The sequence below is a fragment of the Bacillus sp. 05T22 genome, assembly GCF_056396765.1.
Genome location: NZ_JBFTMC010000021.1, coordinates 1 through 13,310, shown reverse-complemented (window position 1 = coordinate 13,310; position 13,310 = coordinate 1). Strand labels below are relative to the sequence as shown.

Here is a 13,310-nt window from a genome sequence, read left to right as displayed (position 1 = left end):
AGTTTTACTTTATGGCAACTCTGTATTTGGAAGATGATTTGTATTATATCGAGATATAATAATTATTGAAAGGTTGATGTATATTCCATCAACCTTTCTAATTTTTTAGATAGGATTTTATCTGTATGAGTACGAATGTAATAAAGGGAATAGGAGGAGAAAGTCATGAAAGTAATTGAATTAGCAGAGCGACAATATAGAGAAGCGATTGCTTTATCTGAATATGCCTTTCAATATAAGGTACCGGAAGATCAAATTGAAAGGCGTCTTACATTAATGAAAAAGCACCATCAACTGTTTGGAATTTTGGAAGGAAATCAACTTGCAGCCAAGTTGCATCTTCTTCCATTAGAAATAAATATTGGTGATGAAATGTTTAAAATGGGAGGAATTGCAGGAGTAGCGACATACCCAGAGTATAGGCGGAGTGGGCATGTAAAAGAATTACTGAAGTATGTGCTACAAAAAATGAAACAAGATGGATTTAGTGTATCAATGTTACATCCATTTGCAGTTTCATTTTACAGAAAGTATGGATGGGAACTATTCGCAAACCGTTTAATCTGTTCCATGACGAAGAATGATTTAGTGATGCAAAAGCAGGTGAAAGGAAATGTAAAACGGTTTAATAAAGATTGTCATCCAAGTGAAATTGAAGCGGTATATGCAACATTTGCGAAACGTTTTGCTGGGATGCTAATTCGAAGTAAAGATTGGTGGATTCATGCACTTTATCATGATTTAACAGTAGCTGTTTATTATAATGAAGAAAATGAAGCTATTGGTTACATGTTTTACAAAATCAATGATTCAAAAATGACAGTAGAAGAACTTGTTCCGCTAAATCATGAGGCTAGAATTGGGCTTTGGAATTTTATTTGCCAGCATGATTCGATGATAAAAGAACTTAAGATGATACTAAGTGAAACTGAACCATTACTTTATACTTTACAAGAGCCTCGAGTGAAGACTGAAATTACTCCTTATTTTATGGCTCGAATCGTAGATGTGGAGCAGTTTTTAAATCAATATCCATTTGTTTGGAGTAATCAACAAAATAATGTCATTTTACATATTTCAGATTCATTTGCCCCGTGGAATAATGTGACGGTTCAATTACAGAATAAAGAAATAGTAATTGTTAATAAAGAAGAAACCGAAAAACAAAATAGTAGCGGAATCCATTTAAATATAAATGCGTTATCAACAATGTTATTTGGGTATAAGCGTCCATTAGAGTTATACGAAATGGACCATATTTTAGGGAGTGAGGAAGAAGTAAAAACACTTGAACAGTTGATTCCATTACATAGACCATTTATTTATGATTTCTTTTAAAATTTCAAATGAAAAGCACGATTTGAAAAGTGCTTTTTATTTTGTTGAAATAGAAAGATGATTAGATATACCTTTGGATGCCTAAGTATGTTATAGTAAGTGAAGTATGTATATAAAAGTATCGAAATTGGAGGAAACACATGATTACAGTTAGTAACGTAGGATTGCGCTTTGCGGACAGAAAATTATTTGATGATGTTAACATAAAATTCACACCAGGTAACTGCTACGGTTTAATCGGAGCAAACGGTGCTGGTAAATCAACATTTCTAAAGATTTTATCTGGAGAAATTGATCCATCAACAGGTGATGTAAACATCACGCCAGGTGAGCGTTTAGCAGTATTAAAACAGAACCACTTCGAATACGAAGAGTTTCCTGTATTAGAAACAGTAATTATGGGTCACACACGCCTTTACAAAGTAATGCAAGAAAAAAATGCAATTTACATGAAAGAAGATTTCAGTGATGAAGACGGTATGCGTGCTGCAGAACTTGAAGGTGAGTTTGCTGAGCTAAACGGTTGGGAAGCTGAATCTGAAGCTGCAATTCTTTTAAAAGGTCTAGGCATTGGAGAAGAAGTTCATGACAAAAAATTGTCAGAGTTAACAGGGGCAGAGAAAGTAAAAGTATTACTTGCTCAAGCATTATTCGGTCAACCTGACATTCTATTATTAGATGAGCCTACCAACCACTTAGACTTAAAAGCGATTCAATGGTTAGAGAACTTCTTAATGAACTTTGAAAATACAGTTATCGTTGTATCCCATGACCGTCACTTCTTAAATAAAGTATGTACGCACATGGCGGATCTTGATTTCGGTAAAATTCAATTGTACGTTGGTAACTATGACTTCTGGTATGAATCAAGCCAATTAGCATTAAAACTAACACAAGATGCAAATAAGAAAAAAGAAGAGAAAGTAAAAGAGTTACAAAACTTCATTGCACGCTTTAGTTCAAACGCGTCTAAAGCGAAGCAAGCGACTTCTCGTAAAAAATTATTAGATAAAATTACATTAGATGATATTAAACCATCATCACGCCGTTATCCATTCGTTGGCTTCACACCAGAGCGTGAAGTAGGAAATGACTTATTAACTGTTGAAGGTATTTCAAAAACGATTGATGGGGAAAAAGTGTTAGATAATGTGTACTTCACTTTATCTAAAGGTGATAAAGTTGCATTTATCGGTCGTAATGATATTGCRATGACAACATTATTTAAAATTCTTATGGGTGAAATGGAGCCAGATAGCGGTTCATTTAAGTGGGGCGTTACAACATCTCAAGCTTACTTCCCAAGAGATAACTCTAAGTACTTCGAGAACAGTGAATATAACTTAGTTGAATGGTTACGTCAGTTCTCTCCACAAGATGAAACAGAAAGTTTCTTGCGTGGCTTCTTAGGTCGTATGCTATTCTCTGGTGAAGAAGTAAAGAAAAATGTTTCTGTATTGTCAGGTGGAGAAAAAGTTCGTTGTATGCTTTCTAAAATGATGTTAAGCGGAGCGAACGTATTAACACTTGATGATCCAACGAACCACTTAGATCTTGAGTCTATCACAGCATTAAACAACGGCTTAATCGCATTTAAAGGAACATTACTATTTACATCTCACGACCATCAGTTCGTACAAACAATTGCAAACCGTATTATCGAAGTGACGCCAAACGGTGTAATCGATAAAGAAGCAACATACGATGAGTTCTTAGAAAATGTAGAACTTCAAAAACAAGTAGATGCAATGTATCAAGGAAAATAATCTGTAAAACAAAACCCTCGCACTTAGAATAGAGCGAGGGTTTTGTTTTTTTACTATATGTACATCAATTAAAAAACCGACATAAAACCCCTCTTTTTAGGTGGGGGAGAGCATCTGGCCATGCATAGAAGCGGTCAGGGCCTTTTTCTGCCACATGCGAAGTAAAAACAGAAAGAGCAAACGAGTGTAAGTTACTTTTTATTCTGCATAGCAGGGATTTATATATCGAAAAATTAAAATGATTTTATATATAAAAAACGCGTACAATTTTGTCAATATTCATGAAACTATGTTGAAAAGAAGTTACATATAATGAAAAATTACATGTCTTTCCAAACGGAATCGGCCTGTTCAGATTAAATATATTCTTTTTCGTGCCACAAAGCTAATGTTAAATGAACAGGAGAAATAATGGAATTAAATGTTGTTTATAGAAATTAATCACAAAAAATTATGTATGTAAATTATAATTTTTTACATATAAAGGAGGCAGTAAGAAGAAATTTTCTCAGAATGAATAAATTAGCAGCAACAAATTCAATTGGTAATTCTGGAAATAAGAATGTTTGCGAAGTGAAGAATAAAAGTTTATAGTGGGGATTGTCCTAGTAACCGGACGGATTTTTAGAAAGTTAGATAGAAATAAAAAATGTTACAAATGCATTTTATTAAATATATATCAAGGTCAAAAATGTTTGGTAAGAAATAGTTGAATAAATATAGACTTCAACTTATAATTACTAATATTCTTCATATGGTTTAAGAAAAGAACGAGCTGTATGAAGAAGTAAACATAGAGATGGACTTATCAAAAAATAAGCCTTGGATGATTAAAAGAGGTGGAGAGATGAAACAATTATTATTAAAGAGCAAGCGTGTGTTAAGTAATCATTTTGGGTTCTTTATTTTTGCAGTTGTTTTATTCTGGTTAAAAACATATGCAGCATATGTTACAGAATTCGACTTAGGAATATCGAACACAATCCAAAAATTCTTGCTATTTTTTAACCCGCTAAGCTCAGCTGTCCTATTTTTAGGACTTGCATTATTTGCAAAAGGGAAACGATCTTATATTTGGTTAATTATTATTAATTTGTTACTGTCAGTTATCTTATACTCAAACGTAGTATATTATCGCTTTTTCAGCGATTTTATTACGTTCCCGACATTAACACAAACGAATAACTTTGGAGATTTAGGTGGTAGTATTTTAGCGTTATTACATCTATATGATCCATTATATTTCTTAGACACAATTATCTTGCTTGTGTTGGTAATAACAAAGTTTGCAGATCCAAAACCAATTCGTGTTGCAAAACATAAATTGTCACTTGTATTTATTACAGGAATTTTGATTTTTAGCATCAACTTAGGTTTAGCAGAATCTGATCGTCCTGAATTACTAACAAGAACGTTTGACCGCAACTACATTGTGAAATACTTAGGTGCGTACAACTATACAATTTATGATGGCATCCAAAGTATGAAAGCATCGACAGAACGTGCTTTAGCGGATGGAGATAGCATGACAGGTGTAAGAAACTATATTACATCGAACTATGCAAGCCCTAACCCAGAGTATTTTGGTAAGGGGAAAGGTATGAACGTTATCTATATTCATTTAGAGTCGTTCCAAAACTTTTTAATTAATTACAAGTTGAACGGACAAGAAGTTACACCGTTCTTAAATTCATTTACACATGATGCAAATACACTGTATTTTGATAACTTCTTCCATCAAACAGGACAAGGTAAAACATCTGATGCGGAGTTTATGTTAGAGAACTCACTATTCGGTTTACCACAAGGGTCTGTATTTACAAACAAAGCTCATAATACGTATCAAGCAGCACCAGCTATTTTAGGACAGCAGGGCTATACATCTGCGGTGTTCCATGGTAACTATAAAACATTCTGGAACCGTGATGATATTTATAAATCATTTGGATTTAATAAATTCTTTGATGCATCATATTATGATATGAATGAAAAAGATGTTGTAAACTATGGTCTGAAAGATAAACCATTCTTTAATGAGTCTATTCCAATGTTACAAACATTAAAACAACCGTTCTATGCGAAGTTTATTACGTTATCAAATCACTTCCCTTATCCAATTAATAAGGATGAAGCGACAATTGAACCAGCAAAAACTGGTGATTCATCTGTAGATACGTATTTCCAAACAGCACGTTATTTAGATGAATCTGTAAAAAGCTTTATGGATTACTTGAAGCAATCTGGTTTATATGACAATTCGATCATTGTAATGTATGGAGACCATTATGGTATTTCAGATAATCATAATGCAGCGATGTCACAAATCATGGGTAAAGAAATTAATTCATTTGAAAATGCACAATTACAACGTGTACCTTTAATCATTCATGTTCCAGGAATGAAGGGCGGAGTTCAACACCAATATGGCGGAGAAATCGATGTTCTTCCAACGCTGTTACATTTACTAGGTACCGATACAAAGAATTATATCCAATTTGGTACAGATTTATTATCACCAGAGCATCAACAAGTTGTTTCTTTCCGTAATGGTAACTATGTAAGTCCGGCCGTTACTGCGCTTAATGGAAAGTATTATGACACAACCACTGGAAAACCAGTAGAAGTAACGGATGAAATCAAACAAAATGAAAAAATGGTTCAACAGAAACTTAAATTCTCTGATGAAGTTGTAAACGGAGATTTATTACGATTCTACACACCAGAAGGATTTACACCAGTAGATCGTTCGAAATATAACTATAATCATCGTGATAAAAATAAGACGAAAGTAAAAACTACGCAAGAAGGTTAAACGTAATAAAATAAATCAACGTTAGTCTCCTTATAAGGATAAATATCCTTGTGAGGAGGCTTTTTTATTTTGGAGACATGTGGTAATTTCACATACCGTATTGATAAAGTATAATGAATGTATGAAAAGAGTACAATTATCGCACACTACAGAAACGATAATTTGGACTTAATTTTATGGGAGATACAAGATACTATATTAGTAGAAAATGATTGAAACAATCTAATTTTGCAAAGTTAGTATCTATACTTGTAAAATTAATAACTTCTATTTTCTAAACAAATAAAAATAAAAAAAGACTTGATTTTCCTATAAAGAAAATCAAGTCTTTTTTATTACATACGTTTATCATGCCAGAAGTTTAATGGGAAATGTTCATCTTCTTGATAACTTTCCAGTTCATAACCTTTTTCTTTTAGGCCTTTAATGATTCCAGGCACAGCTTTTACTGATTGTGGGTGAATATCATGCATTAACACGACCTCGATTGGATTTGTAGCACCAGCAAGAACATTTTGTACAATTTGCGCTGAGGCAGAATCTACTGGCACTTTATTATATTTCCAGTCTAAAGAGTCAATTGTCCAGTCCCAAACTTTAAAACCACCTTCAACAACTTTATTGCGGAGCGTTTCATTCAATCCTGGCATTGAGCCATATGGTGGACGTGTTAAGATAGGGGATTTTCCGATAATCCCAGCAATTAAACTTTGATCTTCTTTCATTTCATCCACATAATGTCCTTCAGTATATAGCTTTTTGTAGTTATGTGTCATACTGTGCATACCAACATAATGTCCTTCGGCTAATTCTTGTTTCACAAGATCTGGAAATGCTTTAACGTTTGCTCCAATTAGGAAAAATGTAGCTTTCGCATCTTCTTTTTTCAACATTTCTAATAGCTCAGCAGTGTACTTTCCAGGACCATCGTCAAATGTTAAGTAAGCAACTTTTCTAACTTGCCCGTTATATTGTTTTGGGGCTTCTTTCGGAGCTAGAGCAGTTTGAATTTCACTTACAAGTTGAACAGATTTTGTTTCATCTTCCGTACTTGCCCGAGCAATATGAGTTGGACCGTACATTGCTTCGTATAAAAATAATACCCCGACGCAAATAAACAATGCTCTCTTTACTAAGGTTGTCATTCGAATTCCATTGTGCATAATTTTCCTTCTCTCTATAATAGTTCTACTCTACTATATTAGCAATTTTAGGTAGGTAAATGCAAAAAAAGATTTTTACAAGTACAAAAAAGTTTGTAAAAAAGTATGCAAGATTTTGTTGTTTTTACTGTGATAAACATTCTTGTTTAGCAGGTTTTTTAAAATGAGAAGAGAAATGAATAAAAACAGCATATGGATTAAAAGAATCTAAAACCCCATAAATTCACATGTGTATTTTTAAAATAAAAAAGGTGTGATAAAAGTGAAAAAAATAGCTTGTTTACATGCCCATCATTCAAATATTGAATATATAGAAAGAGCATTTGAAGTATTGGAGATAGAATTAATTCATTTTGTGGATCCCATCTTGTCGAGGAGGATAGAAAGTGATAAGGGGTTTGGAAGGGCTCAAGCTCAAAATAAGTTGAAAAATCAGCTGAAATGGATAGCAGAAAGTAATATAGATGCAGTTTTAATTACATGTACCAGTTATATCACGCTAATACAGAAGGAAGAGTTTTCAATTACAAAACCTATAATAAAAATTGACGAACCATTCTTTGAAATGCTTTGTAATGTTCAAGGGCCGCAAACAATATTATTTACAAATCCTAGTACTGCCCCTGGGACTGTAGAACGTCTGAATCGATTTGCACAGCAAAAACAGAAATCTATAGATATTAAAGTATTGATAATAGAAGATACTTTTGAATTAATTATAAGTGATTCTTGTTTTTTAGGTTTATTTAATTTCACATACCGTATTTGAAAATAAAAACTAGGAAAATAATAAATAATGTCGAATATATCGTAAGTGTGTATTTAAGGCAAGGAGAAATAACATAAAAACGAGGTGCCCAAATGATATTAGAAGAAATCATGCATCAGCTTGAGGAATGTGGAACAGAACAAAATCGTAAAACATATAAAAACCATGGGGCAAAAGAGCCACTATTCGGTGTTAGTTTTGCAAACTTAAAACAATTAAAGAAGAAAATCAAAAAAGATCATGAATTAGCCATGTCATTATGGGAAACAAAAAATATGGATGCAATGACATTAGCTACAATGATTGTTGATCCAAAAAAATTCACGTCAGAGCAGTTGGATGAATGGGTACAAGAGGTTGATTATTATTGTTTGATGGATGTACTCATGTCAGCTGTAAGTTCGTCTCCAATTGCAATAGAGAAATTGAAAAAGTGGACAGCATCTCAAGATGAATGGATTGGTAGAGCGGGTTGGTCTTTACTCGCTAATGTTGCTATAAAGGATAAATCGTTAGAAGATGAATTTTTCCTACCATTTTTAAAAGAAATTAAGGTTCATATACATACTGAAAAAAATCGAAAAAAAGAAACAATGAATAGTGCACTTATTGCGATTGGAATTCGAAATGATGAGCTTGAGCAAAAAGCAATCACAATTGCACGTGAAATTGGAAAGGTTGATGTTGATCATGGTGCCACTTCATGTAAAACACCTGAAGCAGAGGCATATATTATAAAAGCACGGGATAGAGAAAGAAATAAAAAAAGAAAATGAAAGAAGGAGAACAGCATGAAAGCAATTGACGCTGCACAAAAAATTATTGAATCACACTTTCCACATTGTGACGTCGCTTTATTAGGAGGAAGTATTGCAAGGGGAGAAGCAACCAAAACATCTGACCTTGATATTGTAATATTTGATGGAAGTCTATCTAATTGTTATCGTGAATCTTTTTTTAGCAATGGTTGGCCAGTTGAAGTGTTTGTACATACTTTTGAAACATATAAAGAATATTTTAAAAGTGACTGCAAGCGTGGGAGACCTAGTTTACCACAATTAGTTTCGGAAGGGATTATTTTAAAAGGGGAGGAAGGAATTGTAACTAGCTTAAAACTGGAAGCACGACAATTATTAGATAAAGGTCCTGAAAAGTGGACAGAAGAACTTATCAGACAGAAGCGTTACTTTATTACGGATGCACTAGACGATTTTATTGGTGCGACAAAGAGGGAAGAAGAATTGTTTATTGCTAATCTTTTGGCTGATTTAGTTCATGAATTTGTACTTCGAGTAAATGGACAATGGGTTGGCAATTCTAAATGGTTTATTAGGGTGTTAAGGAAATATGATACATCATTTGCAGAAGAGTTTGTTGCAGCTTTTGATCAATTTTATAGAACTGGGGAGAAGAAGAAACTGATTGCCTTTGTCGAGGGCACTTTAGAAAACTATGGAGGCAGGTTGTTTGAAGGGTTTTCTATAGGGAAATAAAAGGGAGATGGAAAAATGAATGTACCAATTATTGTATTAAGAGAACTTTCATTAGACGATGTAGAAGATCGATATCAATGGTCATTAGATAAAGAAGTAACAAAACATTTAGTTGTACCTGATCAATATCCACCGTTTACACGTGATGAGACAAAAAGATGGATTGGGATGTGTCTGAATCGAGAAAATGGGTATGAACAACGAGCTATTGTTACTAGAGATGGTGTGCATATTGGCTGGGTCGATTTAAAAAACTTTGATACAACGAATAAAAATGCTGAATTAGGAATTGCAATTGGGAACAAAGAATATTGGGGGCGAAGATATGGTATTGCGGCGCTATACAGCATATTACAAATTGGATTTTATGAATTTGGTCTAGAGAAAGTGTGGCTACGTGTTGATGCGGATAACATAAAAGCGATAAAAAGTTATGAAAAGGCTGGGTTTGTTTGTGAAGGAATCATGAGAAATGATAGATTACGAGAAGGTGCATTTATTAATCGTTATCGTTTTAGTATGTTGAAAGAAGAATATGAAATTATTAATAAAAAAGTTTTGAACATATAATATTATTATGTAAACAAAAATGGATTAAGTTTAGAAATTTACTGATGAGAGGATGCATACAAATGATTCGAGTTTTATCAGACTTAGATGCAGTACAATATTGGAACTTACGCTTACAAGCACTACAAATGAATCCAGAAGCATTCGTGACAACTTATGAAGAAGCGATGCAAAAAGAAAACCCTGTTGAGGAAGTTGTTCGAAATTTAAATTCAAAAACTAGTTACACATTCGGTGCTTTTAATGAAGAGAATCAACTAATGGGTGTAGTAACGTTACTAACGGAACAAAAAGCAGCATATAAGCATAAGGGACATCTTGTTGCCATGTATGTAGATCATCAAAGTAGAGGGAAAGGCTTAGCAAAATGCTTAATTCGAGCGTTAATTGAAAAGGCAAGAGAACTAAAAATAGAGCAAATTAGTTTAGGGGTTGTTTCAGATAATGAAGCAGCAAAAAAATTGTATCAATCAATAGGTTTTACAACGTATGGGATAGAAAAAAGGGCACTAAAAATAAATGGCATATATCGCGATGACGAACATATGGTTTTATTTCTCTAAAAATATATCCAAAAGGAGTATCTGATGTTTAAAAACAAGAAGCGTATTGTTTTGTTTATTGCGTTAATTGTTTTTATTGCTAGTGTACTGTACCAAGCTATTTGTGTAAATAATTATACGGAAGTACCTGGTAAGATAATTGAAGTTAACAATCATGATATGCACATTTTCGCAACAGGAAAACGTGAAGATAAACCAGTATATGAAAATTGGGAGAAAACGCAGAATGAACTGTTAAAAATATCTTCAAGAACGGAACAGATTATATTTCCAAATACAAAGCATTATATTCATCATGAAAAGGCAAATGGGATCAATGAAAGRATTAAGAGTTGGAAAGGAGAATTGCAGTGAAAGATTTATATGTAGAAAGGGATATGAACCCTCACGTTGCAGTGTTATATGCTACTGTAAGTGATACATTCAAAAGATTAAGAGGATTAGTAAAGGATGTAGGTAAAGAAGAACTACATTACAAAGGTTCTTCTAATGATGAAAATAACATTGGGCAGATTCTACAACATCTAGCGGTTGTAGATTTACATTGGGTATATCGTTTGAAAGGTGCGCAAGTTCCACTATCATTACAAGAAAAATATGGTCCTATGCTTGATGAAAAAGGAGAATTACCTAATACAACAAAAGGTTCTTTACGAGAAATCATGCGAGATTATGAAGATGTTCAAAATATGTTTTATGACGAATGTATGAAGCTAACAGAAGCAGACTTAACACGAGAAGTATATTATGAAGATGGTGAAACTGCTACGATTAGGTGGGGAATCTGGCATATAGCTGATCATAATCGGTATCATCAAGCTCATATAAGTCGATTGCGGAAATTGTACCGATATGATTCTAGATAAATGTACAAAGATACCATTTGTAGTATGAAATTTATGAATTTTATTTCAAATTAACCGTGTTCTGTTATATAGTAGAAGAAAAAATGTATAAGGGGTTTTAGGATGAAAGCAATTGCAACGGGGGTATTGGCATCGTTTTTCTTTGCCTTTACATTTATTTTAAACCGTGCGATGGATTTACAAGGCGGAAGCTGGATTTGGAGTGCATCGTTACGATATTACTTTATGGTCCCGTTACTTGTCATTATTGTCATGTATAGAGGGAACTTAAAGCAACTCTTTCAATATATGAAAAGTAATCCGAAAGAGTGGTTGTTATGGAGTATTGTTGGCTTCGGTCTTTTTTACGCACCGCTTAGTTTTGCAGGTGCATTTGGACCAGGATGGCTCGTTGCCTCAACATGGCAAATTACAATGCTWGCAGGGATTTTATTAACTCCATTATTTGCAACAAATTCGCTACATATAAAAATTCCAATGAAAGAATTGATGATGTCTGCTGTCATATTATTAGGTGTGCTTTTTATGCAAGTAGAACATGCTTCTTCTTTAGGGATTCGTGAAACCGTTTTATGTGTGGTGCCCGTAATTGTAGCAGCATTTGCCTACCCGCTTGGAAATCGAAAAATGATGCAAGTATGTAAAGGAGAGTTAGATGTTTTTCAACGAGTTCTTGGAATGACACTCGCAAGTTTACCATTTTGGTTTTTGTTATCAGGCTATGAGGTTTCTACAAATGGATTACCAGCAAGTGACCAAGTTTTTCAATGCTTCATCGTAGCAATTAGTTCTGGTTTAATTGCGACTGTATTATTTTTCTTTGCAACAGATCTTGTAAAGGATGATCCGCAGAAATTGGCAACAGTAGAAGCAACGCAGTCAGGTGAAGTTTTATTTGCATTACTCGGAGAATTAGTCTGGCTATCTGCTCCATTTCCATCATCATTATCATGGATTGGAATGAGTTTAGTTGTTGTAGGAATGATTCTGCATAGTTATGTTGCAGTTGTTATGAAAAAGGAAGAAAAGATAACAGCATAAAAAGTGAAAGATAGAAAAGGAATGGATTCGTAATTATAAGGGTCTGTTCCTTTTTGTTTCGTTTAAAAAATATGAATTGATGGAAACTAAAATTATATATTTTATCCACGTATGAAACTATTTTGATAAAATTATAATATAGTTGTTAGTAAAGGARGCAGATTTTTAAGTTTTGGTCGATAAGAAGCAGTGACTTTACAAGCAATGGATTACTCTAAAGGGAGAGACATGAATGATGAATATGGAAAAAGATATGAACTTAACAGATAATAACAAGGATAATACCGTTACGTTATATATTACTAGACATGGAAAAACAATGTTAAACACTAGTGAACGTGTACAAGGCTGGGCAGATTCTCCATTAGTAGAGAAGGGCATTGAAATAGCGAAGGGTTTAGGGAATGGACTACAAGATATACCTTTTGTTGATGCGTATAGTAGTGATAGTGGTCGTGCAATTGAAACTGTTAACTTAGTATTAAAGTATAGTGGACAATCAAAGTTAAAATTTGAACAACGGAAAGATTTACGTGAATTGAATTTTGGGATTTTTGAAGGCGATAAGATTGAAAATATGTGGAAGGCTATGCAAGATACTGCTGGTGTTAAAGCAGTATCTGAATTAATGAAGTTCTCTATTAAAGAAATTACGAATTTCATTGCGGAAGCAGACGCTACGAAACAAGCTGAAAATTGGGAAGTATTTTCAATTCGTATAAAAAAAGAAATCGATAAAATTAGTGAAGACACCGCTAAAAGTGGAGGAGGTAACGTTTTAGTCGTATCTCATGGACTGATGATCACTGCATTAGTAGAAATGCTTGATAGTAGTAAAACAAAAATGGGAGTAGAAAATGCAAGTGTAACTAAAATTCTCTATAAAGATGGGGCATATAAAGTCGAGTCTGTTGGTGAGTCTGTTGGTG

At 33.5% G+C, this 13,310-nt stretch carries 13 protein-coding genes; 12 read left to right on the top strand and 1 reads right to left on the bottom strand.

The features are described 5' to 3' along the window. The first annotated feature begins 165 nt into the window (after window positions 1-165). From AC1DIT_RS09435 to ltaS, 3 genes are all read left to right on the top strand, one after another. Entirely contained in the window at window positions 166-1,338 is a 1,173-nt protein-coding gene (locus AC1DIT_RS09435; RefSeq protein WP_016115214.1) for a GNAT family N-acetyltransferase, read from the top strand. Window positions 1,339-1,478: 140 nt separating this feature from the next. Next, window positions 1,479-3,104, top strand: coding sequence for an ABC-F family ATP-binding cassette domain-containing protein (locus tag AC1DIT_RS09430; protein WP_016115213.1), 1,626 nt, complete (start codon window positions 1,479-1,481; stop codon window positions 3,102-3,104). Window positions 3,105-3,951: 847 nt separating this feature from the next. After that, window positions 3,952-5,916: a lipoteichoic acid synthase gene (gene ltaS, locus AC1DIT_RS09425; protein ID WP_016115212.1), complete on the top strand. Its 1,965-nt coding sequence runs from the start codon at window positions 3,952-3,954 to the stop codon at window positions 5,914-5,916. Between the two features lie 335 nt (window positions 5,917-6,251). On the opposite strand, the gene AC1DIT_RS09420 is transcribed toward ltaS, so the two are convergent. After that, the gene (locus AC1DIT_RS09420) at window positions 6,252-7,079 is read right to left on the bottom strand and encodes a peptidoglycan-N-acetylglucosamine deacetylase (RefSeq protein ID WP_016132937.1); all 828 of its coding nucleotides are present in this window, start codon (window positions 7,077-7,079) and stop codon (window positions 6,252-6,254) included. 262 nt (window positions 7,080-7,341) lie between these two features. Between AC1DIT_RS09420 and AC1DIT_RS09415 the strand changes: the two genes are divergently transcribed. The 9 genes from AC1DIT_RS09415 to AC1DIT_RS09375 all read left to right on the top strand — a co-directional run. Then, the gene (locus AC1DIT_RS09415; RefSeq protein ID WP_016115210.1) at window positions 7,342-7,848 is read left to right on the top strand and encodes a hypothetical protein; all 507 of its coding nucleotides are present in this window, start codon (window positions 7,342-7,344) and stop codon (window positions 7,846-7,848) included. Between the two features lie 92 nt (window positions 7,849-7,940). Further along, the gene (locus tag AC1DIT_RS09410) at window positions 7,941-8,624 is read left to right on the top strand and encodes a DNA alkylation repair protein (RefSeq protein ID WP_016115209.1); all 684 of its coding nucleotides are present in this window, start codon (window positions 7,941-7,943) and stop codon (window positions 8,622-8,624) included. A gap of 15 nt (window positions 8,625-8,639) precedes the next feature. Further along, window positions 8,640-9,341, top strand: a complete 702-nt coding sequence (locus tag AC1DIT_RS09405) for a nucleotidyltransferase domain-containing protein (protein WP_016115208.1) — start codon at window positions 8,640-8,642, stop codon at window positions 9,339-9,341. A gap of 15 nt (window positions 9,342-9,356) precedes the next feature. Further along, window positions 9,357-9,911: a GNAT family N-acetyltransferase gene (locus tag AC1DIT_RS09400; protein ID WP_016115207.1), complete on the top strand. Its 555-nt coding sequence runs from the start codon at window positions 9,357-9,359 to the stop codon at window positions 9,909-9,911. 62 nt (window positions 9,912-9,973) lie between these two features. Beyond that, a complete protein-coding gene (locus AC1DIT_RS09395) occupies window positions 9,974-10,474 on the top strand; it encodes a GNAT family N-acetyltransferase (protein WP_016115206.1) in 501 nt (166 codons plus the stop codon). 24 nt (window positions 10,475-10,498) lie between these two features. After that, on the top strand, window positions 10,499-10,828 hold the full coding sequence (locus AC1DIT_RS09390; RefSeq protein ID WP_016115205.1) for a hypothetical protein: 330 nt from the start codon (window positions 10,499-10,501) through the stop codon (window positions 10,826-10,828). Next, on the top strand, window positions 10,825-11,340 hold the full coding sequence (locus tag AC1DIT_RS09385; protein ID WP_016115204.1) for a DinB family protein: 516 nt from the start codon (window positions 10,825-10,827) through the stop codon (window positions 11,338-11,340). The genes AC1DIT_RS09390 and AC1DIT_RS09385 overlap by 4 nt, the downstream gene beginning before the upstream one ends. Before the next feature lie 102 nt (window positions 11,341-11,442). After that, a complete protein-coding gene (locus tag AC1DIT_RS09380; RefSeq protein ID WP_476998160.1) occupies window positions 11,443-12,381 on the top strand; it encodes a DMT family transporter in 939 nt (312 codons plus the stop codon). A gap of 232 nt (window positions 12,382-12,613) precedes the next feature. Then, the coding region (locus AC1DIT_RS09375) for a histidine phosphatase family protein (RefSeq protein ID WP_476998159.1) at window positions 12,614-13,310 on the top strand (697 nt) is incomplete at its 3' end.

Bases quoted from the DNA above. Each gene is read 5' to 3' on its own strand.
- AC1DIT_RS09435 (WP_016115214.1), top strand. From the start codon at position 166: ATGAAAGTAATTGAATTAGCAGAGCGACAATATAGAGAAGCGATTGCT.
- ltaS (WP_016115212.1), top strand. From the start codon at position 3,952: ATGAAACAATTATTATTAAAGAGCAAGCGTGTGTTAAGTAATCATTTT.
- AC1DIT_RS09420 (WP_016132937.1), bottom strand. From the start codon at position 7,079: ATGCACAATGGAATTCGAATGACAACCTTAGTAAAGAGAGCATTGTTT.
- AC1DIT_RS09410 (WP_016115209.1), top strand. From the start codon at position 7,941: ATGATATTAGAAGAAATCATGCATCAGCTTGAGGAATGTGGAACAGAA.
- AC1DIT_RS09405 (WP_016115208.1), top strand. From the start codon at position 8,640: ATGAAAGCAATTGACGCTGCACAAAAAATTATTGAATCACACTTTCCA.
- AC1DIT_RS09400 (WP_016115207.1), top strand. From the start codon at position 9,357: ATGAATGTACCAATTATTGTATTAAGAGAACTTTCATTAGACGATGTA.
- AC1DIT_RS09395 (WP_016115206.1), top strand. From the start codon at position 9,974: ATGATTCGAGTTTTATCAGACTTAGATGCAGTACAATATTGGAACTTA.